Genomic DNA, 26,086 nt, shown 5'->3' on the forward strand with positions numbered 1-26,086 from the left:
GAGACTGAAACCTTTTGGTTTCAGTCTTTTTTTATGCACGAAAAAAACCTACGCGACTTCACGTAGGTTAGATTATGATTTAAATCAGTAACGAATATAGCATTTTGTTTTCATTAATATAAATGTTTCGATTATCAAACGCATTTACATTTTCAAGTAGCTGTTCTAAATCATTGTGGTCTTTTAACTGGATACCAATGATAACAGTACCCGTATTTTGAGATGACTTCTTAAGGTATTCAAATTTAGTGATATCATCTTTAGGTCCTAAAACATCATTAACAAATTGTCTTAACGCACCAGGGCGTTGAGGGAAGTTTAGAATGAAGTAGTGTTTCATTTCTTCATATAATAACGAACGTTCCTCAATTTCTTTCATACGGTTGATATCATTATTACCACCACTGATAATACATACCACGTTTTTACCTTTAATTTGATCTTTATATTGTTCAAGTGCTGATACGGATAGGGCACCAGCTGGTTCAGCTACAATAGCTAGTTTTGAATACATATCTAGAATTGTTGAACACACTGCACCTTCGTCGACTTGAATATAATCATGAATCACTTTCTGAGCAATATTAAATGTAATATCACCAACACGTCCAACTGAAGCGCCATCAACAAATTTATCAAGGCTTTCTAAGGTAACAACTTCTCCTTTTTGTATTGAAGCATGCATACTTGCAGCACCTAAAGGCTCGACACCAATCACGTTGGTCTTAGGAGACTTTTCATGGAAGTAAGTCCCTACACCTGATATTAAACCGCCACCGCCAATAGCTGAGAAAAGGTAGTCGAATTCTACATCAAGTGATTGAGATTGTTCTAAGATTTCTTTAGCGACTGTACCTTGTCCAGCAATCGTGTTGACGTTGTTGAAAGGATCGATAAAGTTCATATCATGTGCTTTCGTGTAGGCTAACGCTTCTTGTAAACATGCGTCGAACGTATCTCCAGTCAGTACGATTTCAACATTATCTCCACCAAAGAATTGAACTTGTGAAATCTTCTGATTAGGTGTTGTAACAGGCATGAAGATGACCGCTTTTAAATCCATTTCTTTTGCTGTAAAAGCGACACCCTGCGCATGGTTACCAGCGCTCGCACATGTAATACCGAGTTGTTGCGCTTCTTTAGATAGGGCGTTAATCGCGTTAAAAGCGCCTCTTAGTTTAAACGAACGTACCCATTGAAGGTCTTCTCTTTTTAAATAAACGTTACAATCATATTTGAGAGATAGATAATGATCACATTCTAAAGGGGTACGTTTAGCTACATTTTCTAATGATAAAAATGCTTCATCTATTTCTCTTGCTGTAACACTTGTCGTGTTGGTCATACTATTCACTCCTCTAGTTATTCTTTTCGTAGTTTTCAATTAATGATTCATATTGTAACGTAATGGCGATATCATCAAGGCCATTTACGAGTTTATTCTTCCAAGTTTCATCGATTTCAAATTCGAAGGTTTGCTCAGGGCTTTTCACAACTTGGTTAGGTAAATCAATGGTAATTTCATCAAATGTTGCTAAATATGTACGCGCTGCCTTCGGTAAACGTATCGGTAAGAGCGCGTTCTTTGTGCAATTCATGTAAAAGATGTCGCTATAGCTTTCGGCAATAATAACTTTGAAACCATAGTCTTTCAGTGCCCAAGCGGCATGTTCACGGCTAGAACCACAACCGAAATTATCGCCTGTAATTAAAATTGAGGCGTCTTTGTATTGTGGCTGGTTTAAAGTGAAGTCAGGATTGTCAGACCCATCATCTAGGTAACGCCATTCATCAAACAAGAAGGGACCAAAGCCTGTTTTTGTAACACGTTTTAAATGAACTTTAGGTATGATTTGGTCGGTATCGATATTGTCATGAAAAAGTGGCACTGGTTTACCTTTAATAACTTCAATTGGTTTAATTTCCATTTACTTAACCACCTTTCTAACGTCTACAAAGTGACCGTTAATTGCGGCAGCCGCTGCCATAGCAGGGGAAACAAGATGTGTTCTTGCACCTTTACCTTGTCTGCCTTCAAAGTTACGGTTACTTGTTGAAGCACAATGGACACCGCTCGGCACTTGGTCTGGGTTCATACCTAAACACATAGAACATCCAGGTTCACGCCATTCAAAGCCGGCATCTTTAAAGATTTGATCAAGACCTAAAGACTCGGCTTCAAGTTTAACGGTCCTCGATCCAGGTACGACAATTGCAGTAATGTCAGGGTGCACCTGATGACCTTTCACGATTTCACTAGCTTCTTTTAAATCAGAAAGTCGCGCATTCGTACACGAACCTAGGAAGACATATCCAAGTTTAATGTCTTCAGCATACTGACCTGGTTTAAGTCCCATGTAGTTATATGCGCGTTCATCGTTGACGTCTTTGATTTCTGGAAAAGGCGTGTAGAAACTTACGCCCATCTCTGGACTTGTACCCCAAGTTACTTGAGGTTCAAGTTCTGATACATCAAGTGTGATGACTTTATCAAACGTAGCATCTTCATCGCTGTATAACGTTTTCCATTCATCGATTTTAGCTTCAATGTCCTGACTGTAAGGACGATTCTTTACATATTCAAAGGTCTTTTCATCAGGGGCCATCATACCGAACTTAGCACCCGCTTCAATCGCCATATTACAAATCGTCATGCGACCTTCCATGCTTAAGTTACGAATGGTTTCACCTGTAAACTCGAGGGCATAACCTGTACCGAAATCAACACCATGCTGACTGATCAGATGTAAAATAATATCTTTCGCATAAATACCTTTAGGAAGGGTACCTGTTACTTCAATCTTTAAATTCTTAGGCTTTGTCTGCCAAAGTGTTTGCGTTACGAATACATGTTCAACTTCACTTGTGCCAATTCCAAATGCGATTGCCCCGAAAGCACCGTGAGTTGCCGTATGTGAATCACCACATACGATTGTTTTACCGGGCTGCGTTAGACCTGTTTCTGGTCCAACCATATGCACAATGCCTTGTTCTTTAGACCCGACATCAAATAATGTTATGCCGAAGTCTTTACAGTTTTGTTGAAGTGTCGTGATTTGTTTATTCGCAATCTCATCTTTAATGTTATAGATGTCCACTGTAGGAACGTTATGATCTAATGTAGCAAACGTTAAATCTGGACGTCTGAGCTGCCTTTTTTGGATTCTTAATCCTTCAAAAGCTTGAGGAGACGTGACTTCATGGATTAAGTGTAAATCGATATATAAAAGTTCAGGTTCTCCTTTTTTACCTGTGATAACATGTTTATCCCAAACTTTATCAAATAGTGTTTGAGCCATCGTCATTCCTCCTTAAATGCTTTTTAAAATATATTCAAAAATTTGAGATGTATGGTATGTGCCACCTAAATCTTTAGTCGTAATGCCTTCTTGAATGAGGTGGTCTATTAAGTGATCAAGTTCGTGACTTGCTTTTGACTCATCGAAACTTTCTTTAAGACACATAGATAATGATCGTAGCATCGCAAATGGGTTTGCGAGATCTTTCCCTTGAATATCTGGAGCTGAGCCGTGAATAGGTTCATATAAGCGCGGACCATTTTCACTAAAGCTTGCGGAAGGTGATAAGCCGAGTGAACCTGGAATAACGGATGCTTCATCACTTAGGATGTCGCCAAATAAATTCTCCGTTACAATAACGTCAAATTGCTTTGGATTCGTAATTAAATGCATACTACATGCATCTACAAGTAAGTGATTAACTGTAACTTCAGGATAATCTTGACTTACTTCGTTGATTACGCTGCGCCATAATTTACTAGAAGCGAGCACATTTTCCTTGTCGACGCTCGTTAAAATTTTGCGTCTCGATTGAGCTAATTTAAAAGCCACATGCGCAATTCGCGTGATTTCGTCTTTCGTATAAGTCAATGAATCAAGTGCATGCGTCTTCTCTACATAGCTTGGTTCACCAAAGTAAATGCCGCCAGTTAGTTCACGCACGATTATAAAATCCGCATCGTCAACGATACTTTCTTTAAGTGGTGATAAATGGCTTGTCCCCTTAACGACCTTAATCGGGCGAATATTAGCAAATAATTGTAAGGATTTTCGTAATTTTAACAGCCCATGTTCAGGACGATTATCGGGATCTGTCCATTTAGGTCCACCTACAGCACCTAGTAATATTGCATCTGCATCATTACACGCAAGTTGTGTTGATTCTGGAAAAGGCGTGCCATAGTTGTCTATAGCAACGCCACCAAAATCGTGAACTGATAAAGAATATTCAAATTGGTATTTCTCACTTAAACGTTTTAATACGCTTAAAGTGCCTTCCATTATTTCGGGACCAATCCCGTCTCCTGGTAATGCTACGATTCTATATGTCATGACGTAACGCCTTCTTCCGATTGAATTTCAAGTTGATATTTCGCATGTGCTTCAACGTATGCTTTACATGAAGCGTATAGAATATCGTGGTCGATACCGATACCCGTAAATGTTTGTCCACCTACATTGATTTGTACGTGAACTTCACCTTGAGCATCAAGACCTTCAGTCACGGAATCAATGGTATAGTCAAGTAGTTCTGGCGATACATCAAAAATACGGTCAACCGCATTATAAATAGATACAATTGAACCTGTTCCAATGCTTGAATCTTGGTATGTTTTGCCAGCTTTATCTTTGAGTACAACGACTGCACTTTGAAGTCCGTTAGATACAAATTGAAGTTGAAGTGCATCGACCTGATAGAGTGCACGTTGTTCGTGATTCGTACCTTGTATTAAAGCGTGAATATCACGATCTGTAACATGTTTTTTCTTATCAGCGATATCTTTAAATTGTTTAAATAATTGTTTTTTACCTTCGTCATCAATTTCATAACCTAGTGCTTTAAGTTTTTCATTAAAGGCATGTTTACCTGAAAGTTTTCCAAGTGGTAAATCGTTTTTCTTAACGCCGACAAGATTAGGTGTCATAATTTCATAAGTTTCAGGGTTCTTAAGGACACCGTCTTGATGGATACCAGACTCATGGCTAAATGCATTCTGACCTACGATAGCTTTGTTTCTAGGAACACGAATTCCAGCATATCTCGAAATCAGGTCAGATGTAACTTTCGTTTCAGCTAGGTTAAGCTTAGTTTGATTTTGATAATAATCGTTTCTTACATAAAGTCCTAGCGCAACTTCTTCTAAAGCAGTGTTACCAGCACGTTCACCGATACCGTTAATTGTACCTTCAATACGTTTCGCACCGTTTTGAATCGCTGCCATACTATTTGCTACAGCTAAACCTAAGTCGTCATGGCAATGTGCACTGTAAATGACGTCTTGATCTGTTTGAATCTCTTCATGTAAAGTTTTAAAGATATTCCCATATTCAGTAGGGTAGCTATAACCTACAGTATCTGGAATGTTAATGACAGTTGCACCGGCATCTACCGCTGTTTGTACACATTGAATTAAAAATGGTAAAAGGGTTCTTGTCGCATCTTCTGGTGAGAATTGAACGACGTCAAAATATTGTTTCGCATAACGCACATTCTCAGTAATAGCGCTTAAGACTTCGTCTTCAGTCATTTTCAGTTTATGTTCTAAGTGAATCGGACTTGTTGCAATAAATACATGAATTCTAGGTAATTGTGCTTCTTTCGTTGCTTCGTATACTGCGTCAATGTCTGACTTTTTACATCGTGCGAGGCCACAAACGGCTGTCTTTGTTAATGCTTTCGAGATAGCTTCCACTGATTTAAAACTACCAGGGCTTGAAGCAGGGAAGCCTGCTTCAATAATGTCAACGCCCCATTTTTCAAGTTGCTTAGCTATTGTTAAGCGTTCATCAAATGAAAAGCTAACGCCTGGTGTTTGTTCACCATCACGAAGTGTAGTATCAAAAATTTGGATATGATGAGACATAGTCCTCAACCCCTTTAAACGTTATTTTTGAATCGATTTCGATTTAACAAATGGCATCATGTCACGAAGATCACGACCTACTGCTTCAAAAGGGTGACCGTGTTGTGTTTCACGTAGTGCTTTAAATTCTTTAAATCCATTTTGATTGTCTTTGATGAAGCGGTCACTGAATGAACCGTTTTGGATATCTTCAAGTACTTTCTTCATATTTGCTTTAGTTTCATCTGTGATAACGCGTGGACCTGATACATAATCACCAAATTCTGCTGTGTTAGAGATTGAATAACGCATATTTTCCATGCCGCCTTCATACATGAGGTCAACGATTAACTTCATCTCATGTAATACTTCAAAGTAGGCGATTTCAGGTTGATAACCCGCTTCAGTTAGAGTTTCATATCCTGCTTGGATTAAGCGTGTAACACCACCGCAAAGAACAGCTTGTTCACCAAATAAATCTGTTTCAGTTTCTTCTTTGTATGATGTTTCGATGACGCCTGCACGAGTTGCACCGATACCTTTCGCATAACTTAACGCGATATCTCGTGCTTCATTTGTAGCGTCTTGTTCAACTGCGAATAATGCTGGAACAGCGCTACCTTCTGTAAATGTACGGCGTACTAAGTGACCAGGTCCTTTAGGCGCTACTAAGAATACGTCTACATCTGAAGGTGGTACGATGACTTTGAAATGAACGTTAAATCCGTGTGCAAAGGCTAACGCTTTTCCTTTAGTTAAGTACGGTTGAATTTCCTTTTCATAAACTTGACCTTGAACTTCATCAGGTAGTAACACCATGATAACGTCCGAAGCTTCACTTGCTTCACTAACAGTTAATACTTCAAAGCCATCTTCTTTAGCTTGGTCGAACGATTTACCTGGACGGATACCGATAACAACATCATAGCCATTATCCTTTAAGTTTTGCGCGTGCGCGTGACCTTGAGAGCCATAACCGATAACTGCGATCTTTTTACCTTTCAAAGCGTCCTTTGTTACTGATTCATCATAATAAACTTGTGTCATGTGAATACCTCCATTAATTTGAAAATTTTGAAATTTTAGCTTGTTATTAAATTAAGCCTGCTGAACCTGTTCGAGAAACTTGTTCGATATCAAATGATGTTAGATCATCTAAAAGGTTGTTCATCGTATATGGTGGACCAAACGCTTGTAAATACAAGTGCGTCTGGTCATCTTTCAAGATTGAAACTAGCGCATCATACGGTTTAATCACTTTATAGAATGCCTCTTTGTCTTTAGGTGTGTTTAATTTAACTAATAACAATTCTCTGTTATAAGTATTTGTGTCTGTGATATCTTCAACTTTCAATACATTGATTTGTTTCTCTAACTGTAGAATCAGTGTGCGTACATTTTCATCTTCAATTTCAGCGACAAATGTAATTTCTGTAATTTTTTCTTGTGTAGTTGGTGTAGCTGAGAGGGTGATAATGTTAAATTGACGACGAACAAAGATACTCGTGAGTCGATTTAACGTACCCGCTTCATCTACAACTTGGACTTTGAATGTTCGTCTCATAGCACACCCTCCATTTCGTGATTGGCTTTTCCACTTGGAACCATAGGTAATACAGGTTCGACAGGTGAGATTCTAACTTCAATTAATGCTGGACCCTCATATTGAAAGGCCTCTTCAAGTGAACGTTCCATTGCTTCAGGGTCATCGATTAAGTAACTATGAACACCATAACTTTCTGAGAGTTTCATAAAGTCAGGTTGATCGTTAAATACGGAATGACTAAAGCGCTGATTAAAGAATTTATCTTGCCATTGTTTAACCATGCCAAGCGTACCGTTATTGATGAGCACGATCTTAACGTTAAGGTTAAACTCATTCAGTAATGCCATTTCTTGGTTCGTCATTTGGAACCCACCATCGCCGACAAACGCGACTACTGTGTCATTTGGTCTTGCTAGTTGCGCACCGATTGCTGCAGGTATACCATATCCCATTGTGCCAAGGCCACCACTTGTAAGTAATTGACCGTGTCGATTGAATGGGTAATACTGTGCAACCCACATTTGATGTTGTCCAACGTCAGTTGTGACGATCGCATCGCCATTTGTAATCTTACCGATTGTTTCGATAAGTTTTTGCGGTTTAGAAAAGCCATCATCTGTTTCTTCATATTTAAATGGGTGTTCTGCCTTATTTGTTAAACACGTGTCTAACCATGCTTCATGTTTAAAGGTCAATTGGTTAAACATGAGTAACTCGCTCAGTACCTCTTTAACGTCTGCTACAATACCTAAGTCTGTCTTGATAACTTTACCGATTTCAACTGGATCGATATCTACGTGCACGATTTTAGCGTCTTTAGCGAATTCATCTGGCTTACTTGCTAGGCGATCATCAAAACGACTACCAAAGTTGATGAGTAAATCGCATTCTGTAAGTGCCATGTTACTTGCGTAAGAACCATGCATACCGCCCATGCCTAAGAATAAGTCATGTTCGTATGGTAGGGCGCCTAAACCAAGTAATGTTGTAACTACTGGTATTTGATGTCTTGTCGCAAATGTTGTTAGCATGTGATTCGACTTTGAATGATTGACGCCAGCTCCAGCTAAGATAAATGGTTTTTTAGATGCTTTTAAAAGCTCTCTAAGACGTTGAATATCTTCTTTCTCAGGCGTTGTTTTTACCGTATAACCAGGTAAATCAAGTTCACGTGGTTTAGGATGATTCGTTGATAATATGCCCATGTCTTTCGGGAAGTCGATGACAACAGGACCTTTACGACCTGTATTCGCGATGTGAAACGCCTCATGTATAATTCTCGGGATATCGTTCACATCTTTAACTTGGTAATTATGCTTCGTTATCGGTGTAGTCATAGAGAGTAAATCTGCTTCTTGGAAAGCATCTTTACCGATACCTGGTGTATGCACCTGACCAGTGATAACGATTAATGGTAATGAATCGCTATAAGCATCAGCTATACCGGTGATTGCGTTAGTAGCACCAGGGCCGCTTGTCACAACGACAACGCCCGGTTTACCTGTAACGCGTGCATATCCTTCAGCTGCGTGTGTAGCACCTTGTTCATGTCGTGCAAGGATATGTGTAATATCTTTATCATAAAATTTATCATATAGCGGCAATACCGCACCGCCTGGATAACCAAATATGAAATCAACATCTTCCTTTAAAAAGGATTCTACTAAAAGTTCTGACCCCGTTTTCATAGTTTCAACAGGTCCCTCAACTTCTTCATACGTTACTGTTTCGAGAGGTTCTTCTGTTTTAGACATATCCATTCACTCCTTAAATAAGATTTTCAGGTACTTGCATCACGCCGCCTGTATTAGCGCTTGTAACAAGTGCTGTGTAGCGTGCTAAGTAACCAGTTTTAACTTTTGCTTTAAATGGTTTTAATGCTTGTTTACGTGCTTCTAATGTGTCATCTGAAACATCGACATCTAAAGTTCGGTTCGTTAAATCGATTGTGATGTCATCATCATCTTCTACAAGTGCGATAGGGCCGCCAGATGCAGCTTCAGGTGAAATGTGACCAACTGCAATACCTCTTGTGGCACCAGAGAAACGACCATCTGTAATTAATGCGACGTCCTTACCTAAGCCGCGACCAACAATTGATGAAGTAGGGGCAAGCATCTCTGGCATGCCTGGACCACCCTTGGGACCTTCATATCGAATCACGACAACGTGCCCTTCGCGGACAGTATGATTATCGATAGCTTCAACTGCGTCATCATGCGTATCAAAACAAATTGCTTTACCTTTAAAGACTTTGATAGATGGGTCGACTCCGCCAACTTTGATAACCGCGCCATTAGGAGCTAAGTTACCGAATAAGACGGATAAGCCACCTTCAGAGTCATAAGGATTATCTAAGTGGCGGATAACTTTATCATTCGTTATTGCTTTACCTTCATTATTTTCTCTAAGTGTTTGACCAGTTGCTGTGATGCGGTCAGGATGTAATGTGCCTTCTTTCTTCATAAGTTCATTGATGATTGCTGGAACCCCACCAGCTTCATGAACATCGTGCATTGAATACGACGAACTAGGTGCGATTTTAGATAAATAAGGTGTCTTCTTAGCGATTTCATTAATGCGTGCTAAGTCGTAGTCGATACCCGCTTCCTTCGCAATTGCGAGTGTGTGAAAGACTGTATTTGTAGAACCACCCATCGCCATGTCTAATGCAAATGCGTCATCTAACGCTTCTTCCGTAACGATGTCTCGTGGTTTTAAGTCATTTTTGATATTATCTACTAATTTAAAAGCAGCTTCTCGAATCATTTCACGTCTTTGTTCACTTACTGCGAGTGCTGTGCCGTTATATGGTAGTGCTAACCCTAACACTTCCATTAAACAGTTCATGGAATTTGCTGTGAACATCCCTGCACAAGAACCGCAAGTAGGGCAGGCATTTTCTTCCATTTCTAAGAATTCTTCTTTTGACATTGATCCTTCTTTAAAAGCACCAACCGCTTCAAACATAGATGATAATGTTAAAGCTTTACCTTGAGACGATAAACCAGCTTTCATAGGCCCACCTGAACAAAAGATAGCCGGTACATTCGTACGCATGGCTGCTAAAATCATACCAGGCGTGATTTTGTCACAGTTCGGAATGTAGAAGACACCATCGAACCAATGTGCGTTGATAACTGTTTCAGCTGCATCCGCGATAATTTCTCGACTTGGTAACGAATAACGCATGCCAATGTGTCCCATTGCGATGCCGTCATCTACGCCGATTGTATTAAATTCAAAAGGAATGCCACCTGCTTCTCTGATTGCTTCTTTCGCAATATCTGCCAGCTCTCTTAAATGTACATGTCCTGGAACAATGTCTATATATGAATTACATATTGCTATGAAAGGTTTATTCATGTCAGTTGGACTTTTGATTTGTCCTGTTGCGTGTAACAAGCTTCTAGCCGGTGCTTGATGATCTCCTTTTTTGATCTTATCGCTTCTCATTTTGATTCCCCCCGAATATTTGAAAATAAAAAAACGTCCCAATTGATAAAAATTGGGACGTTAGATAAGTCCCATTCAACTAGAAATAGGACTTAAACGAGCAGTAACAAAAATTTGTTTACTGATGTTCGAGTCCTAACATGCATAATAAAATGATAATAATATTTTGTTGTCTTAGTGGTTTCGTATATGCGCTTGTATTAAAAGTCATCTTATTATGCTCCTTCCTAATTAAATGGTTTCAATCAATAGTGCGAATTATCTAAAAATTTGTTAAATTAAATTTACTATATCGACGTATTAAGTGTCAACTCTTTTTTAAAGAATTTTTTGAAAATTTAATTTTGATGACGATGTACCGCATTTCAAAGTAAATCGATGCAAAATTTGTTACAATGTATAGGATAAAAATTATAATAGGAGTTCTTAAAATGAGAATTAAAAATTTAGATGAACTTGAACAATTTGCGCACGTCCTTGCAAGTCGACTTAAAGGACAAGATCTCATTTTATTAAATGGTGACTTAGGTGCAGGTAAAACAACGCTCACGCAACTTATTGGTAAAGCACTAGGCGTTAAACGTGTCATTAATTCTCCAACATTTAATATTATTAAATCTTATCAAGGTGACAAGCTTCAATTACACCACATGGATTGCTATAGACTTGAAGAATCTGAAGAAGATTTAGGCTTTGATGAATATTTTCTAGACGAAGAAGCGGTTACAATTATCGAATGGAGCCAGTTCATTGAGACATTCTTACCGAATGCTTTTCTAGAAATCAATATCAAAGTCATTGATGAAACGACTAGAGACATTACGATTCACGCAAAAGGGCGTCACTATCAAGACATGAAGGAGGGTATCGAACGTGAAGTATCTTTTAATTGATACATCCAATCAACCATTATCGATTGGCTTAATGAACGATGACGACGTGATTGACGATTACACGACAAATATAAAGAAGAATCATTCTGTTCAACTCATGCCAGCTATTGAACATATGATGAACGAACATAATATGACCCCGCAGCAACTTGACGCGATTGTAGTTGCGCAAGGTCCAGGTTCTTATACAGGTTTACGTATTGGTGTTACAACAGCCAAGACATTAGCTTATACGCTTCATATTCCTTTATATGGGGTCTCTTCTTTAAAAGCCCTTGCACACACGCTAACGCATGAAACACGCGTCATTGTACCTGTCTTCAATGCAAGACGTGAACATGTCTACGCAGGTGCATATCAATTTAAAGACGGTCACTTTGAAACGATTATTGAAGATCAGTACATTGCGATTAAAGATCTGAACGACAAACTTCAATCACTTAACGACGACTATATCTTTGTAGGTCATGATACAACTGATTTAGAAGACTTATTAGACGGACCAACCTTGCATCAATTACCACGCGCGATAGCTATGAAGCCTTTAATTCACACACCTGAAGATACCCATACCTTTAAACCGACGTATTTAAAATTATCAGAGGCGGAACAAAATTGGATCAACCAAAACCAAAAGACTTAAATATTCGAAAGATGTCCAAGCTCGATGTCCCGAACGTTTATGACATCGAGCGCGTGAGTTTTAATGATAGCTCTTGGACAATTGATGCCTTTTATCATGAATTAGAAGAAAACAACTTTGCACAGTATTTTGTCTTAGAATATGACGGTGAAATAATAGGTTATCTAGGTTTATGGATTGTAATCGATCAAGCTCAAATTACGACAGTTGCGATTGACACTAAATATCGTGGCTATGGCTTAGGTCAGTTGCTTTTAAAATATGTGATGCAATATGCGAGCTATTCTTGTTCAGTTATGAGTTTAGAAGTGCGTGTCGATAATACGGTCGCACAACATGTCTACCAGAAGTTCGGATTCCAATACGGTGGCAAACGCAAAAATTATTATGGCAATGGAGAGGATGCATATGTTATGTGGGTGAATTTAAACGATGAATAATACAAAGATTTTAGCAATCGAGACCAGTTGTGATGAAACGAGTGTAAGTGTCATTGAGAACGGTACGATGATATTGAGTAATACGGTATTAAGTCAGATTGAAAGTCATAAGCGTTTCGGTGGTGTAGTACCAGAAGTTGCGAGTCGTCATCATGTTGAAGGTATCACGACGACAATTGAAACATCACTTCAAGAAGCAGACGTTACGATGGATGACATTGATGCCGTTGCCGTTACGGAAGGTCCAGGATTAATCGGTGCCTTATTAATTGGTGTTAATGCAGCTAAAGCGCTCGCATTCGCACATCAAAAACCATTAATTCCAGTACATCATATTATGGGACATATTTATGCGAACCATCTCGAAGAACCTTTAACATTCCCACTTATTGCACTAATCGTTTCAGGTGGTCACACAGAATTGATTTATATGGAAGATCACTTAAACTTCAAAGTGATTGGTGAAACACGCGATGATGCAGTGGGAGAAGCATATGACAAGGTAGCACGTACAATTGGCTTACCTTATCCAGGCGGACCGCTTGTTGATAAGCTTGCGCAAGTTGGGGAAGATACGTATGATTTCCCTCGCGTTTGGCTTGAAAAGGATAGCTATGACTTTAGTTTTAGCGGTCTTAAGAGTGCAGTCATTAATAAATTACACAACGAACGTCAGAAGAACAATCCAATTTTTAAAGAAAACGTCGCGGCTAGTTTCCAAAATAGCGTTGTAGAGGTTCTTGTAGGAAAAGCCATCAAAGCATGTGAAGATTTTAATGTTGACCATTTAATCGTTGCAGGTGGAGTCGCTAGTAACCAAGGCTTACGTCAAAAGCTTAAAGAAGAAGCAACTGCTAAACAGATTCAACTTGCTATTCCTAGTATGAAACTATGTACAGATAACGCAGCGATGATCGGCTCTGTGGCACATTTTTTATACTTAGATGGTGTACGTGCAGATATGTCACTTAACGGTAAAAGTGGGCTCGATATCGAATCCTTTTAATTTCCATCAAAAACGTTTACGATATGAGTATCTTAACGAAGGAGATGGAAAAGTGGAAGCAATCACATACTTTACCTTTAAAAATAGTATTGAAGCGCTCGAGTTCTATGAAAAATATTTAGGTGCTACGGATATTAAACGTGTTCCAGGCGACCATGAAATGTTTCAAGAAGCAGACGAAGATAAGCGATTACCAGAAGATTTCACAATGAATGCATCATTTAAGATTTTAGGTAAAACATTCATGTGTAGTGACGTACAAGGTGATGAAGATATCAATAATTCCGGTGTCAACATTGCCTTTCAATTTAAATATGAAGATGAAGCGGATCGACAAGCAGCTGAAGCTTTCTTTAATAAAGCGATAGAAGGTGGTTGTGAAGCGAGTATGCCATTAGGCCGCATACCTTGGTCACCACTTTATGGTATGTTTGAAGACCCGTTTGGCATAACTTGGATGATTAACGCATATCAATAAAATAAAACCAGGCTAGGATAATAAATTCAATTTCCTTAAACAGCATGCTTTCCTGGGGCGTGGCCGGAGCCTGTAGTCTCCGGACTCATGCTACTCCCCTAGGAGTCAGCTGTTTTGGAAATTGCTTTATATAAAGCTAATTAGCTTTATTTCTCGACTTATATCCTAGCCTGTTTTTTTATTTATATTAATTTAGCTCTCACGTCATGTTTTGACATTTTGAATGGCTTTGTTGTAAACCGTTTTAGGAAATCCTGTGATACGTAATAACTCTATCGCATTACGTGTATCTGCAGGTCCTTCTTTAATTGTATAATCAAATAAAATTTCGTCATCTTCGATCTTTTCATTAAAGTGATAATTATCACACATATCATCAAGTAATTGCGTCAATTCAATATCATGTGTCGCAGCCATTAACTTCGTAGTAGGAAGGTTATGAATATGGCGTAATACTGCCTCTGACGCTGCTACGCGTTCTTTAGTATTGGTCCCTTTAAAGATTTCATCAATGAATAAGTAATAAGGATGCTTAGTCTGTATATCAACCAATCGCTTGATTGATTTAATTTCAGCCATGAAATAACTATCGCCACTCATGACATCGTCTGCATTTGCCATTGCTGTCCGAATGATTCCTGGTCGATACGTAAATGCCTCAGCCGTAACCGTTCGTACGGATTGAGCAAGTATCAAGTTAATCGCGATAGACTTCATAAATGTAGATTTACCAGAAGCGTTAGAACCTGTAATTAACGCGTCTTTATCAAATTCGAAGTCATTTGCCACTGGGTAAGATAATAGTGGATGATATAAATCTTCAAACGCTACTTGATTATTCGTAATCGTAGGTTCGATATAATAAGGTAATGTCTCTTGCCAAAGTGAAACGGCATATGCTGTATCGATATCGCCTACAAATTCGATACACTTAAACATTTCGTCCTCGTTATTTAAAAGCTTTTCCTTAAGTAAATTATAAATATGATAATCGATTAAGAATAATTGTTTAAAGAATGCGAATACCTGCCCCATAATCGAACTATCTTGGGCAAGTAGAAAGCGATACTTAAAAAGTTTACTAAACTTAGAGAAATCGATATCATGTTGGTCCTTAAGAACATCAAGCGTAGCTAATTTGTGTGCAGTCTCAATAACACGTCCTGCAAAGAATAAATCACCTAAATCCTTACTGATTACCATTAAATATTTATAGCTCAATGCCAAATTAATAACCATAGACAAGATTGTGACGAAGATAAACATCGGTGACACGAACCATAACGCGATACTAAGTAGCGGTAATAAGCATAGAAAGATAAAGCTTTTATGATATGTATTGATCACGCGCGTTTGCTTGTAAGTCGGGTAGGTACGTTTACCAATCTTTGAAAGTAGTGATGAAACGTTTAATCTAAATGTAGAATCCTCTTTAAAAGCCCTTAAAACCTTATTATCCTTCACTTGAAACATGTTTCGTAAGGTTGCGTATAGATGCATTTCACCAATAGAACTGAAACAATAGTTCATTTGTCTAAAGATTTGATCCATATTCACATCAGACCACGTCTTATCATCAATGAGTAAATGAGCGTTGTAATGAGGTGAACGAAGTCTAAAGTAATCATCGTACGAGGCATTCTTACGCTCAAAATCTTCATAAGGTTCCTGTCTATCCCACAAAGTTCTAAGTTTTTGCTTGAGCCTGATACGTTCGTTAACGATCGTAACTATGATAACAATGATAAACACAACGATGAGCAATCCGAAAAAGCTAAAAGCAGTCATAGAAACACCTTTCTTCAAAAGTTAAGTATATTGTATCAAATTTTTATAACATTTTTAACTGTTTCAATTTGTACGGTGTCAATAGGGAACATGCGTACTTATCAACAATTTGTGAACAACTTGGGGATAACTTAGGCATAATGGTGTGTATAAGCATTTGAAAAATGTGTATGAAATTTGTGGGTAGTTACAATTTACCTGTGGATAACTGGAATAACTCTGTGGATAGTTGGTAAATAAGGTCTTTTAGTGTGAATAAAGGTTGAATGTGTGGTGAATAAAAAAATGTGGTAAGTGAAAAATTCTACTTACCACACAATTCTAACTTTGATACTCTGATAACTTTTCTTGTAATATTTCCCAGTTTTCCATAATCTGTTCTAATTCTTGTTCGGTTTGTTCTTTTTCATCAGCAAATGCTGCTGCTTTTTCAGGATCGTTAAATACCTCGGGGTCGGTTAATTGTTCATCAATAGATTCGATATGAGCTTCAAGTGACGAAATTTCTTGTTCAATAGAGGCTATTTCTCGCTCTAATTTACGAATCTGCTTCTTAGCTTCCTTATGATCTTGATACGACACATCACTTGTATCAACTTTAGAATCAGCGCCGTCTGACGCTTCTTCTATCGCATTCAGTGCACGTTCTTCTTCTGATTTATCAAGATAATATTGGTAGTTACCGATGTACATACGATGGTGGCCTTTCTGCATTGAAAAGACCTTCGTCGCAATCTCGTTAATAAAATAACGGTCGTGAGAAACAAAGATGACCGTGCCTTCGAAGTTTTTAAGTGCTTGTTCTAACATCTCTTTGGAATCGATATCTAAATGGTTAGTAGGCTCATCTAGAATAAGCACGTTATTACGTTCAAGCATTAATAAAGCAAGTTGTAGTCGCGCTTTCTCACCACCAGATAAATCGTTAATGACCTTTTTCACATCATCTTGTACAAATAGAAAGCGTCCGAGTATAGCTCGAACTTCCTTTTCAGGGAGATGCATGTATTGATCCCAAATGTAATCGAGGATTGTTTTAGATGATTTAAACTCGGCTTGTTTTTGGTCATAATAGCCAATTTTTAGATTAGCACCGTATTGAACATGACCATTTAAAGCAGGTAAATCATTAGATAGCGTCTTAATTAATGTGGATTTACCAATACCATTAGGACCTATAATCGCGATGTGGTCACCTTTAGTCACATCAAAATGAATGCCTTCTGTGATGACATCGTTGTAGCCAATAGATAAGTCTTTAACATGCATCACATCGTTTCCAGTATTACGGTCGAAATCAAATTGGATATTAGCTTGTTTCGCATCCAACATTGGTTTATCAATACGTTCAATCTTCTCAAGTGTTTTACGACGACTTTTCGCCATACCACTCGTCGATGCTCTAGCGATGTTTTTATCAACAAAGGTTTCTAAGCGTTTAATTTCGTCTTGTTGACGTTCAAATTCACGCATACGTTTTTGATAATATTGATCACGTTGTTTGATAAACTGACCATAGTTCCCGATGTAATGTTTAACTTCACCTAAAGCCACATCGTATACTTGTTTAACAATTTTATCTAGGAAGAATCTATCATGGCTGATGATGATAATGGCGCCTTTAAAGAATTTTAAGTAATCTTCAAGCCACTCAGTCGTTTCCATGTCTAAATGGTTGGTCGGTTCGTCAAGTAACAGTAGGTCAGGCTCTTTCAATAACATTTGAGCAAGAGATAAGCGCGTTTTTTGTCCACCACTAAAGTCATTAATAGGGCGATCGAAATCAGCTTCTTTAAAATTAAGTCCATGAAGCACGGTCTTAATTTTACTTTCATATTGATAACCTTCAAGTTGTTCAAACTGATTAGATAATGTTTCGTATCGCGCGATGTGCTCTCGATAAGTTTCCGTATCATATTCATCAGCATGCACACTTAACCAATTCGTTTCTTGCTGCATCTTTGCTTCCATTTCCTTTAAATGGTTGAAAGGTTCAGACATTTCTTCGAAGACGGTCTTATTAGAATTTAACGTCATTTGTTGTGTTAAGTAACCTAGTTTGAGATTCTTAACTTTAGAGATATGGCCGGCATCGTAATTTTCAACGCCTGCTATAATCTTCATAAGTGTTGACTTTCCTGCGCCATTACGACCAACAATACCAATACGTTCGCCAGTTTTAACTTCAAAGTTTACATCTTGAAAAATATCTTCTCCATCAAATGATTTTGTTATATTGTTTAATTGTAATAAAATCATTATTCCGCACCTCGCAATATGATTATTTTACATGATAAAGATATAAGTTGAAATAGTAACTGTTTATTTTGAGTGAACTATCAGTTATAATTAGGTATATTCTGTGAAAGACATCACATAAACTACTAATGGAGGGATTTTATACGGTGGAACATGATTCAGTAAAAATTCCACGTGCGACTTTAAAGCGACTTCCTTTGTATTATCGTTTTGTGAACACGCTAAAATCTAAAGGTGTAGAGCGTGTAAATTCGAAAATTATAAGTGAAGGTTTAAATATAGATTCCGCAACAATTCGTCGTGATTTTTCATATTTTGGTGAACTTGGTAAAAAGGGATACGGATACAACATAGATAGCTTACTTGAGTTTTTTAAATCTGAACTGAGTGAAAGCGACGAAATTAAAATAGGTTTAATTGGTGTGGGTAACTTAGGACGTGCGTTACTTACATATAACTTTTCAATTCATGATGAAATGACGATTACAGAAGCTTTCGATATAGATGAAGCGGTTGTTGGTAGTGATATCGGTAATGTGAATGTTAAGCATTTAGATGACTTACCAAAGGTTATTAAAGAAGAAGGTATTGAAGTGGTTATTATTACTACACCTGAAAAGGCTGCCCAAGAGGTAGCGGATTATGCGTCTAAAGCAGGTGTAAGAGGTATCTTAAACTTCACGCCAAGACGTATTACAACTTCAACAAAGGTACAAGTACATCAAATTGATTTAGGTATCGAATTACAATCCTTACTATTCTTTATGAAGAATTATGGTAAATAAAGCGCGATTTTAAGACACGAGGTAAGTGGTGAAAACCATTTATGTCGTGTCTTAAATTTAGGGTTGAAGTTTCTTCAAGTCTCTATTATTATTAAACTTATCATATAAGTCGGATATAAAGGAGATAAGTTATGACTTGGATCATTATAAGTGGGTTGATCGTTGGTATCTTACTAGGATTCGTCATGCAGCGAACGCGCTTTTGCTTAACTGGCGGCTTTCGAGATATGTACGTTCAACGAAATAATAAGATGTTTTATGCACTACTGATTGCGATTACGATACAAAGTATCGGATTACTTATTCTCACTCGCACAGGCTTACTTACGATTCATAATGAAACATTTCCAATTATAGGAACGATTATTGGATCGTTTATTTTTGGAGTAGGTATTATCCTAGCAGGCGGTTGTGCTACAGGTACTTGGTACCGAGCTGGCGAAGGTCTCATAGGGAGCTTTGTCGCACTTGTCTTTTACGCATTAAGTGCAGCAGCCACGAAACATGGTGTTTTAAAGCCTTTAATGGATAAGATTAATACGCATACCGTAGCGAACGCAGATATGGCTTCGTCTACAGGTGTGCCAATGTGGGTATTTGTGCTACTCTTAACGCTAATCACATTATTCTTTGTCGTTAAGACGTTACGTAAACCGAAACCTAAGATACCGATGCCTAAACTGAAGCAAAAGTATACTGGTTTCAGACATATTCTCTTTGAAAAGCGCTTCCACCCATTTGTTGCGGCAATAGGAGTTGGCTTAATCGCGTTTATCGCGTGGCCGATGAGTACGTCTACTGGTCGTGAGGGTGGACTTGGTATTACGACACCATCATCAAATATCGTTACATTCCTTGTGTCAGGTGATATGAGCGCGCTTGATTGGGGTGTCTCCTTAGTATTAGGTATCTTTATTGGTTCATACATCGCAGCTAAAGGTTCACGTGAATTTAAATGGCGTTTACCCGATAAAAAGACCATCCGTAATAGTGTGATTGGCGGTGTATGTATGGGCTTTGGTGCAGCAGTTGCAGGCGGTTGCTCGATTGGTAACGGTTTAGTTGCAACAGCTGCTATGTCTTGGCAAGGTTGGATTGGACTTGCTTCAATGATTGTAGGATCATGGTTTATGAGTTACTTCATGTTTGTAAGACCTATGAAGAAAGTACAGCACCAATCATCTACAGCGACTTCAAGTCGTGGTACACAAACGGCTTAATAGGAGGATTTGTTATGTTATATGAATTAGGAACAGTAGGAATGGTATGTCCGTTTCCATTAATTGAAGCTCAGAAAAAAATGAATGAGCTCGAAAATGGTGACGAACTTAAAATAGATTTCGATTGTACACAGGCAACAGAAGCTTTACCTAACTTCGCAGCTGAGAACGGCTATCCCGTTACGAACTACGAGCAATTAGGAGATGCTTCTTGGACGATTACAATTCAAAAAGCTTAATAGCTAAATGGGGGTCTGGGACATAATTTACAATTCCCTTAAACAGCATGCTTTCCTGGGGCATGGCCGGAGCCTGTAGTCTTCTAAAGTCCAACTCGTATTTTCAATACGATAGTTGGACTTACAAAGAAGCTCAGGCTTCTTTGTTCATAATAAAGAGCCCCAGCTTGCATAGCTTGTTAATTTGCTACGCAAATTTCTTTGCCGGGGCCCCGCCCTCTGAGTCAGCTGTTTTGAGAATTGTATGAAATAAAGCTTAAATGCTTTATTTCACGACTTATGTTTCAGACCCTTCTAATTTTAGAAATTGTGTTGACGCTAATTTTAATCACGATATATTAATGCTTTTTGATTTAATATACGTGAAATAATGATTACATTCCTGTTGATGTGATAAAATAAGGATAAACGTACTATTTCAATCGGAATGAGAAATAGGTTTGACTGGACTTTTAAAGAGGGGATGTTTTGACAATGCGCACATGGACAGAAAAAGAACAATTTCAACATTACGAAGATTTAACACCTGAAGAAGTAGAAGCATTAAAAGAGAAAGTGAATACCTCTATTTATAGACAAACCTACCATATTCAACCACCTACAGGCGTTATGCAGCAGATGTCTGGCTTAATATTCTATAACCATACTTATTTCATTCAAACGGTTAATTTCCCTAATGGCACAGATCATCAGTTACCATATTGGTACCATTTCAAAGGTGATCAACTTACGCATCTTAAACCGCATCATACATATATGACACCTGAAATCATCGACCAAGATCGTCGCTTAGGAGACGGTTCATCATTTATTTATGATAATGATTTATATATGATGTTCACAACTGTATCTAATGATGACGAACCAATTTATAAACAACACGTTGCTAAGCTTACGAATGATGGCTCGATTTTAAAGCAACAAGAAGTTGTGATTACGCATGATCAAGGCGATTTCAATATGGTTAGAGATCCGAATGTCGTGATGCATGAAGGTCGTATGTATGCATTTCTTGGTGGTCAGAATCAAGAGGGCAAAGGTACAATTATTGTTTACAAGGCAGTACATCCGTTTCAATGGACGTATGTTGGTGAAGTTCAAACGTCGTTCGTTGATGAGAGTATAAGACGTGTCGCACCAGATTATTTTAGACTGAATCATCTCGACTTCATTATTTATGGCTTCGAGGAAAAGCACCAAGCGTCTACGCGCTACTTAACGGGTTATGCGAAGGGTATGCTTGAATTTAACGATATGACATTTACCCATAGTGACTTTAAAACGTTAGATGATGGCTTTGATTTTTACGCACCGAAAACATTCTTAAATGAACATAAAGCGCGCGTTTTATTTGCGAATATGTCTATGCCTGACGTCACATATCTTTCAGATAAAGACCAATGGCGTAATTGCTTAACAGTCCCTAGAGTGTTAACGATTGAAAATGGGGATCTCAAACAGCGTCCTTTAGAGGATTTAAAATCACTGAGATATAACGAAGAAACCGCATTAGGTTATGCAACGAAATTTAATCGCCAATTACACCCATTTGAAGGTACAGAGTATGAACTCATTGTAGATATTTTAGAAAATGATGCGACAGAATTGTACTTTGAATTACGTGCTTCAAAATTCGAAGCAACGCATATTATTTATAACAAACGTTTAAATCAATTAACGTTAGACCGTTCTGAAAGTGGTCCATTGCCTGAACCGTGTGAAACAAGAACGTCAACCACGCTTAAGGAAGAACTTAAACAATTACGTATTTTTGTTGATGCATCAAGTATTGAAATATTCTGCAATGATGGTGAGCGTGTGCTAAGTAGTCGTATCTTCCCATCGAAAGATTCGAAGTACATACGTACTTCAACAGAATCTGGACAAGTGTACATGAAGTTAACAAAATATGATTTAAAATCGATTATTGAAGAACCTGAACAAGAAGAAAGCCAAGATGAATCCTAAGTTCATCTTGGCTTTAAGTGTGTTCAAGGCATCTATATAATACCTATATTTTTTTGATGTTACGAACCGAAGCGTAACAATATTCTTCATTCTTGAAGTAGACAATACGTTCTTTAGAATCAATACGTTCTATATTATTACGGTTAAGCACGAAGCTGTTATGGCATCTAAAGAAGCGGTCATCGATTTGAGCGAGTTCCTTTAGATTACCGTAAAATTCAAGTTGACGATTGTCTAAGTGAGCAATTAAACGATGTGATTTGGTTGATGATTCAAAGAACATAATATCGTCATATTGCACATATACTGAATTACTGCCGCGTTTTAATTCAATTGTTTCAACGTTACTTTCTTTAGATAATAAGTCTAATCGAGAGTGTGCAGTTTCGATACAATCTATAACACGCGTCTTAAGTTCATCAATATCATCTTTGAAAATAAAGTCCATTGCTGAAACCTTATAAACGAAAGTGAGATACGTGAGCTCACTATGACTTGTAACAAATACGATGTTGCCAATTGGGTCATGTTTACGGATCTCGCTACCTAATTTTATTCCATTAATATCTGATTCGAGTTGAATGTCTAAAAAGTAACATCCAATATCAGTCATGTTTTTAGAGTGTTCGAGTAACTCGTAAGGATCATTTGTGGCAATTTCGATTTCCATAGGTTTATCTTCAATCATGATGTAATTCTCAATGATTGAAACCATGCGTTCACGTTGACGCTCATCATCTTCACAAATTAAAATTTTCATCTCAACACTTCCTTATACATCTTCATTTAAAATGTCTAATTTTTGTATAAAGTATTGGCCTTCAATCGTTGTATCGAGTAGTACATTTGAAGTTGAATCTGTAATCTCTTTAAGTGTATAAAGGCCGACACCTCTGTTTTTCCCTTTAGTAGAGAAATCCTTTTTAAATAATTGGTGTACACGAGGGGTGTCACTAGAACATTTATTCATCACGATTATTATGATAGAACTATCCGTTTTGATAAATGCGATTTGAATGATAGGTTTTTTAATTTGCTCTGATGCTTCAATCGCGTTGTCCATGATAATACCAAGTATTCGACTTAAATCAACCATATTCATATTAATATAATCAATAGGATCTGCAACTTCCACGCTGATTTGAATATCTTTTTCTTGAGCCTGTAAAACCTTGGTTGTAAGTAAACCTTTAATACCTCTAACTTGGAGGTTTTCGACACCATTTAATTTAAAGTTCTTCTGTTGAAAGCTATCTTGTAGAGGAGAAATATGATTGTTAAAGTAATCTCTTAAACCTTCCATGTCATCTTCGCGAATGAAGTCTGAGAGTGTAGCTAAAATATTGATGTAATCGTGACGGAATTTACGCATATCATTATTAACACTTTCGATTTTAAGTGTGTATTTATAATATGTTTCTAACTCTTCTTTGTAGTGTCTATATTTTAGTTCTCTGGCTACATTAATAGTAATAATAACGATGATGACAAGCATTATTATAATAAAACCTAAAAATACAAAAGTTATATTATCAAATTGCTCGATAGTAGATACTGTATCAGGCATAAATCTATATATTAAAAATATTGTAATAGCTAAAAGGAAGCACATCGCAAATAAATAATATTTATTAATATACAAGATTGATGCTTTAAATTTATAAATGATAAATCGTATTAAAAACGCTAGTACGATAGACATGGTTAAGTAACAAAAACCATACATTATGTATGATAGCCATTTGACATGAAAATATTCTTCAAATTCTACAGTTAATACAACAGTTAGGACGTTACTCAAATATAAAATAAGTATACTTGATAGGGCAGATATAACGCCTATAATACTTGCTCTTTTATAAAAGAAAATAATAAAGAGGACTATAAGGAGTATAAGCGTATATTGCTTTAAGAAGATGAATAAAATAGTAGAAGGGACTATTACCCCTAATACAATAGAAATATAATCCCTTCTAGAATAATCAATACTTAAAATTATATTGGCAACTATGAACAAAATAGCTGCTTGAAATAAAGCTAATAGAAATGTCGATAAAACTGCCATATAATTTTACACACTTTCTAACTTTTATTTATTTGCTTCGTCGATTAATTCTTGAGGTACTTCAGCTTCATCGAAGAAACCGTAGCAGATACGGATTGAACCGAAAGTTCCAATTTTAGAAAATACGTCAGCTAATACTTTTGCGAAGATAGAAAAGATATTCATAATTATTTGTCCTCCTTAGGAAAAAATATTGGTAATAGCGTTATGGCTTCAATAACAATTCCAGTTAACATTAACTGTTGGTACGGCTCTTGCACAAAAAATGAAAGCGCAATAACTACTATAGTAGTTATAATTGCTCTAACTTTTTTCCCTTTCTTACGACTTTCTTTAATAGGTAGCTTTCTTGTAGCAGCTGGTGCTAATAGAATAACCATTATTAAAGAAATCAAACTCAATACGAAAAAGAAAGTATAAGGTATTTCAAAATGTACAATTAGCCATGGCAACAGAATGAAAATTAAAAGATTCTGTACATGACACAGAAATGATGATTTTGCATGAGCTCCATGCGCGAAAAAGCGCAATACGAAATAAAATAAATGAACAGTTAGTGTGTAAAAGAATATATTCAATAGGAGAGCGAGTCCGTAAACAACAATTCCTTTAAACAAATTCCCCAGTACTATCTGGATGCCTAAACGTATTTTCAGATATGAAATACGATCTAAATTGTTTTTCTTTTGCAGGGTCAATGCAAATTTATCAATCCATGTATCTAATAGCTTTTGCATTGCACCACTCTCCTTAATTCTTATTATATAGAAAAAAGTACAAACTGTGTATTTATTGCCTAACTGTTAACATTTAATTCTAAACTGTCATCTTGATGATGATAAATACATTTTAACATAAAAATCATGACAAGTAAGAACTTAAAATTTCGAGTTAGGCACTAACTCTTTTTATTTTGAATTTCTATGTTTCAATATAGACATATCACAGATAAGTGATACAAAATCAAAGGATTATTTTTGAGGTAACTACTACGTTTATTATTGTTGTGAAACAATTTGTAGGTGTTATTCCTGAAACAAATTGTAGGAAGGAGGACATTATAATGGCAGGCGATATCGGTAAAACTATCATGGACTTTTTCAAATGGTTAGGTGAAACTATCGACAAATACACTCAAAAATAATAAGTCATTATTATTTTGAAGGTATTTTAGAATGTTCTTAATTTCAACAACAAATATAAAAGGAGTGAATTAACATGGCTGGAGATATCATGGGTACAATCACAGACTTAATCAAATGGATCGCTGAAACAGTTGAAAAATATAAAAAATAATTAGTCTTTTAAATTAATTTTTAAGATTCATCTCAATTGAGAAAGGAGTGACTTATCATGGCAGGAGATATCATCGGTACAATCAACGATTTAATCAAATGGATCGCTGACACAGTAGAAAAATATAAAAAATAATTGAAG

Annotated in this window: 26 protein-coding genes; 11 read left to right on the forward strand and 15 right to left on the reverse strand. The window is 37.1% G+C overall.

Annotated elements, in window-relative coordinates; translation table 11 throughout:
* Window positions 1–79: 79 nt before the first annotated feature.
* The 9 genes from ilvA to ilvD form a co-directional block, all read right to left on the reverse strand.
* A complete protein-coding gene (gene ilvA, locus A33S_RS0110460; RefSeq protein ID WP_009384296.1) occupies window positions 80–1,345 on the reverse strand; it encodes a threonine ammonia-lyase IlvA in 1,266 nt (421 codons plus the stop codon).
* A gap of 13 nt (window positions 1,346–1,358) precedes the next feature.
* Window positions 1,359–1,928: a 3-isopropylmalate dehydratase small subunit gene (leuD, locus tag A33S_RS0110465; protein ID WP_009384295.1), complete on the reverse strand. Its 570-nt coding sequence runs from the start codon at window positions 1,926–1,928 to the stop codon at window positions 1,359–1,361.
* Entirely contained in the window at window positions 1,929–3,299 is a 1,371-nt protein-coding gene (leuC, locus tag A33S_RS0110470; RefSeq protein WP_009384293.1) for a 3-isopropylmalate dehydratase large subunit, read from the reverse strand.
* 12 nt (window positions 3,300–3,311) lie between these two features.
* Entirely contained in the window at window positions 3,312–4,352 is a 1,041-nt protein-coding gene (gene leuB / locus A33S_RS0110475; RefSeq protein WP_009384291.1) for a 3-isopropylmalate dehydrogenase, read from the reverse strand.
* Complete coding sequence (locus A33S_RS0110480; protein WP_009384289.1) at window positions 4,349–5,884, reverse strand: 2-isopropylmalate synthase; 1,536 nt, start codon at window positions 5,882–5,884, stop codon at window positions 4,349–4,351. Before A33S_RS0110480 ends, leuB begins: the two co-directional genes overlap by 4 nt.
* 21 nt (window positions 5,885–5,905) lie before the next feature.
* Window positions 5,906–6,910 carry a ketol-acid reductoisomerase gene (gene ilvC, locus A33S_RS0110485; protein WP_009384287.1) on the reverse strand — a complete coding sequence of 335 codons (1,005 nt, stop codon included), beginning with the start codon at window positions 6,908–6,910 and terminating at the stop codon, window positions 5,906–5,908.
* 46 nt (window positions 6,911–6,956) lie between these two features.
* Window positions 6,957–7,427, reverse strand: coding sequence for an acetolactate synthase small subunit (gene ilvN / locus A33S_RS0110490; protein WP_009384285.1), 471 nt, complete (start codon window positions 7,425–7,427; stop codon window positions 6,957–6,959).
* Complete coding sequence (gene ilvB, locus A33S_RS0110495) at window positions 7,424–9,097, reverse strand: biosynthetic-type acetolactate synthase large subunit (RefSeq protein ID WP_412093820.1); 1,674 nt, start codon at window positions 9,095–9,097, stop codon at window positions 7,424–7,426. Before ilvB ends, ilvN begins: the two co-directional genes overlap by 4 nt.
* 79 nt (window positions 9,098–9,176) lie before the next feature.
* Window positions 9,177–10,865, reverse strand: a complete 1,689-nt coding sequence (ilvD, locus tag A33S_RS0110500; protein ID WP_017176852.1) for a dihydroxy-acid dehydratase — start codon at window positions 10,863–10,865, stop codon at window positions 9,177–9,179.
* Between the two features lie 431 nt (window positions 10,866–11,296).
* Here ilvD and tsaE point away from each other — a divergent pair, with 431 nt between their 5' ends.
* Genes tsaE through A33S_RS0110530 form a run of 5 tightly spaced genes read left to right on the forward strand, consistent with a single transcriptional unit; the run spans window position 11,297 to window position 14,325 of the window.
* The gene (gene tsaE / locus A33S_RS0110510) at window positions 11,297–11,758 is read left to right on the forward strand and encodes a tRNA (adenosine(37)-N6)-threonylcarbamoyltransferase complex ATPase subunit type 1 TsaE (RefSeq protein ID WP_017176854.1); all 462 of its coding nucleotides are present in this window, start codon (window positions 11,297–11,299) and stop codon (window positions 11,756–11,758) included.
* Window positions 11,739–12,401 carry a tRNA (adenosine(37)-N6)-threonylcarbamoyltransferase complex dimerization subunit type 1 TsaB gene (tsaB, locus tag A33S_RS0110515; RefSeq protein ID WP_009384277.1) on the forward strand — a complete coding sequence of 221 codons (663 nt, stop codon included), beginning with the start codon at window positions 11,739–11,741 and terminating at the stop codon, window positions 12,399–12,401. Before tsaE ends, tsaB begins: the two co-directional genes overlap by 20 nt.
* 11 nt (window positions 12,402–12,412) lie before the next feature.
* Window positions 12,413–12,841, forward strand: a complete 429-nt coding sequence (gene rimI, locus A33S_RS0110520; protein WP_392450432.1) for a ribosomal protein S18-alanine N-acetyltransferase — start codon at window positions 12,413–12,415, stop codon at window positions 12,839–12,841.
* Window positions 12,834–13,847 carry a tRNA (adenosine(37)-N6)-threonylcarbamoyltransferase complex transferase subunit TsaD gene (gene tsaD, locus A33S_RS0110525; protein ID WP_009384273.1) on the forward strand — a complete coding sequence of 338 codons (1,014 nt, stop codon included), beginning with the start codon at window positions 12,834–12,836 and terminating at the stop codon, window positions 13,845–13,847. The genes rimI and tsaD overlap by 8 nt, the downstream gene beginning before the upstream one ends.
* 52 nt (window positions 13,848–13,899) lie before the next feature.
* Window positions 13,900–14,325, forward strand: a complete 426-nt coding sequence (locus A33S_RS0110530; RefSeq protein WP_009384271.1) for a VOC family protein — start codon at window positions 13,900–13,902, stop codon at window positions 14,323–14,325.
* Between the two features lie 204 nt (window positions 14,326–14,529).
* Here the strand turns inward: A33S_RS0110530 and A33S_RS0110535 are convergent, their stop codons facing one another.
* Window positions 14,530–16,113 (reverse strand): MutS-related protein, encoded by a 1,584-nt coding sequence (locus A33S_RS0110535; protein WP_009384269.1) that lies wholly within the window; start codon window positions 16,111–16,113, stop codon window positions 14,530–14,532.
* Window positions 16,114–16,434: 321 nt separating this feature from the next.
* Window positions 16,435–18,372 (reverse strand): ABC-F family ATP-binding cassette domain-containing protein, encoded by a 1,938-nt coding sequence (locus A33S_RS0110540; RefSeq protein WP_009384267.1) that lies wholly within the window; start codon window positions 18,370–18,372, stop codon window positions 16,435–16,437.
* A 128-nt stretch (window positions 18,373–18,500) separates the two neighbouring features.
* Here A33S_RS0110540 and A33S_RS0110545 point away from each other — a divergent pair, with 128 nt between their 5' ends.
* The 4 genes from A33S_RS0110545 (at window position 18,501) to A33S_RS0110560 (ending at window position 22,584) form a co-directional block, all read left to right on the forward strand.
* Window positions 18,501–19,157, forward strand: coding sequence for a redox-sensing transcriptional repressor Rex (locus A33S_RS0110545; RefSeq protein WP_162129661.1), 657 nt, complete (start codon window positions 18,501–18,503; stop codon window positions 19,155–19,157).
* 131 nt (window positions 19,158–19,288) lie between these two features.
* Complete coding sequence (locus A33S_RS0110550; RefSeq protein WP_009384264.1) at window positions 19,289–20,377, forward strand: YeeE/YedE family protein; 1,089 nt, start codon at window positions 19,289–19,291, stop codon at window positions 20,375–20,377.
* A gap of 14 nt (window positions 20,378–20,391) precedes the next feature.
* On the forward strand, window positions 20,392–20,616 hold the full coding sequence (locus A33S_RS0110555) for a sulfurtransferase TusA family protein (protein ID WP_009384262.1): 225 nt from the start codon (window positions 20,392–20,394) through the stop codon (window positions 20,614–20,616).
* A 474-nt stretch (window positions 20,617–21,090) separates the two neighbouring features.
* Window positions 21,091–22,584, forward strand: a complete 1,494-nt coding sequence (locus A33S_RS0110560; RefSeq protein WP_009384260.1) for a GH32 C-terminal domain-containing protein — start codon at window positions 21,091–21,093, stop codon at window positions 22,582–22,584.
* Between the two features lie 43 nt (window positions 22,585–22,627).
* Here A33S_RS0110560 and agrA read toward each other — a convergent pair whose 3' ends face one another.
* Genes agrA through A33S_RS0110580 form a run of 4 tightly spaced genes read right to left on the reverse strand, consistent with a single transcriptional unit; the run spans window position 22,628 to window position 25,386 of the window.
* Entirely contained in the window at window positions 22,628–23,344 is a 717-nt protein-coding gene (agrA, locus tag A33S_RS0110565) for a quorum-sensing response regulator AgrA (RefSeq protein ID WP_009384258.1), read from the reverse strand.
* A gap of 12 nt (window positions 23,345–23,356) precedes the next feature.
* Complete coding sequence (gene agrC / locus A33S_RS12665) at window positions 23,357–24,649, reverse strand: quorum-sensing sensor histidine kinase AgrC (RefSeq protein ID WP_026049014.1); 1,293 nt, start codon at window positions 24,647–24,649, stop codon at window positions 23,357–23,359.
* A gap of 24 nt (window positions 24,650–24,673) precedes the next feature.
* The gene (gene agrD, locus A33S_RS12130) at window positions 24,674–24,814 is read right to left on the reverse strand and encodes a cyclic lactone autoinducer peptide AgrD (protein ID WP_009384253.1); all 141 of its coding nucleotides are present in this window, start codon (window positions 24,812–24,814) and stop codon (window positions 24,674–24,676) included.
* A 2-nt stretch (window positions 24,815–24,816) separates the two neighbouring features.
* Window positions 24,817–25,386, reverse strand: coding sequence for an accessory gene regulator AgrB (locus tag A33S_RS0110580; RefSeq protein ID WP_009384251.1), 570 nt, complete (start codon window positions 25,384–25,386; stop codon window positions 24,817–24,819).
* 481 nt (window positions 25,387–25,867) lie between these two features.
* Between A33S_RS0110580 and A33S_RS12670 the strand changes: the two genes are divergently transcribed.
* Both A33S_RS12670 and A33S_RS12675 read left to right on the forward strand, forming a co-directional pair.
* Window positions 25,868–25,945, forward strand: coding sequence for a delta-lysin family phenol-soluble modulin (locus A33S_RS12670; protein WP_100223791.1), 78 nt, complete (start codon window positions 25,868–25,870; stop codon window positions 25,943–25,945).
* Between the two features lie 57 nt (window positions 25,946–26,002).
* Window positions 26,003–26,080, forward strand: a complete 78-nt coding sequence (locus A33S_RS12675) for a delta-lysin family phenol-soluble modulin (RefSeq protein ID WP_009384249.1) — start codon at window positions 26,003–26,005, stop codon at window positions 26,078–26,080.
* Window positions 26,081–26,086: the final 6 nt, after the last annotated feature.

Source organism: Staphylococcus massiliensis CCUG 55927 (assembly GCF_000298075.1).
GTDB lineage: Bacteria > Bacillota > Bacilli > Staphylococcales > Staphylococcaceae > Staphylococcus > Staphylococcus massiliensis.

Coding starts and splice junctions, on each gene's coding strand:
- leuB (WP_009384291.1), bottom strand. CDS start 4,352: ATGACATATAGAATCGTAGCATTACCAGGAGACGGGATTGGTCCCGAA.
- leuC (WP_009384293.1), bottom strand. CDS start 3,299: ATGGCTCAAACACTATTTGATAAAGTTTGGGATAAACATGTTATCACA.
- ilvB (WP_412093820.1), bottom strand. CDS start 9,097: ATGAAAACGGGGTCAGAACTTTTAGTAGAATCCTTTTTAAAGGAAGAT.
- rimI (WP_392450432.1), top strand. CDS start 12,413: ATGTCCAAGCTCGATGTCCCGAACGTTTATGACATCGAGCGCGTGAGT.
- A33S_RS0110545 (WP_162129661.1), top strand. CDS start 18,501: ATGGAGGGATTTTATACGGTGGAACATGATTCAGTAAAAATTCCACGT.
- A33S_RS0110560 (WP_009384260.1), top strand. CDS start 21,091: ATGCGCACATGGACAGAAAAAGAACAATTTCAACATTACGAAGATTTA.
- A33S_RS0110540 (WP_009384267.1), bottom strand. CDS start 18,372: ATGATTTTATTACAATTAAACAATATAACAAAATCATTTGATGGAGAA.
- A33S_RS0110535 (WP_009384269.1), bottom strand. CDS start 16,113: ATGACTGCTTTTAGCTTTTTCGGATTGCTCATCGTTGTGTTTATCATT.
- agrC (WP_026049014.1), bottom strand. CDS start 24,649: ATGGCAGTTTTATCGACATTTCTATTAGCTTTATTTCAAGCAGCTATT.
- A33S_RS12675 (WP_009384249.1), top strand. CDS start 26,003: ATGGCAGGAGATATCATCGGTACAATCAACGATTTAATCAAATGGATC.
- ilvN (WP_009384285.1), bottom strand. CDS start 7,427: ATGAGACGAACATTCAAAGTCCAAGTTGTAGATGAAGCGGGTACGTTA.
- A33S_RS12670 (WP_100223791.1), top strand. CDS start 25,868: ATGGCTGGAGATATCATGGGTACAATCACAGACTTAATCAAATGGATC.
- ilvD (WP_017176852.1), bottom strand. CDS start 10,865: ATGAGAAGCGATAAGATCAAAAAAGGAGATCATCAAGCACCGGCTAGA.
- ilvA (WP_009384296.1), bottom strand. CDS start 1,345: ATGACCAACACGACAAGTGTTACAGCAAGAGAAATAGATGAAGCATTT.
- ilvC (WP_009384287.1), bottom strand. CDS start 6,910: ATGACACAAGTTTATTATGATGAATCAGTAACAAAGGACGCTTTGAAA.
- tsaD (WP_009384273.1), top strand. CDS start 12,834: ATGAATAATACAAAGATTTTAGCAATCGAGACCAGTTGTGATGAAACG.
- agrA (WP_009384258.1), bottom strand. CDS start 23,344: ATGAAAATTTTAATTTGTGAAGATGATGAGCGTCAACGTGAACGCATG.
- agrD (WP_009384253.1), bottom strand. CDS start 24,814: ATGAATATCTTTTCTATCTTCGCAAAAGTATTAGCTGACGTATTTTCT.
- A33S_RS0110480 (WP_009384289.1), bottom strand. CDS start 5,884: ATGTCTCATCATATCCAAATTTTTGATACTACACTTCGTGATGGTGAA.
- leuD (WP_009384295.1), bottom strand. CDS start 1,928: ATGGAAATTAAACCAATTGAAGTTATTAAAGGTAAACCAGTGCCACTT.
- tsaE (WP_017176854.1), top strand. CDS start 11,297: ATGAGAATTAAAAATTTAGATGAACTTGAACAATTTGCGCACGTCCTT.
- A33S_RS0110550 (WP_009384264.1), top strand. CDS start 19,289: ATGACTTGGATCATTATAAGTGGGTTGATCGTTGGTATCTTACTAGGA.
- A33S_RS0110580 (WP_009384251.1), bottom strand. CDS start 25,386: ATGCAAAAGCTATTAGATACATGGATTGATAAATTTGCATTGACCCTG.
- A33S_RS0110555 (WP_009384262.1), top strand. CDS start 20,392: ATGTTATATGAATTAGGAACAGTAGGAATGGTATGTCCGTTTCCATTA.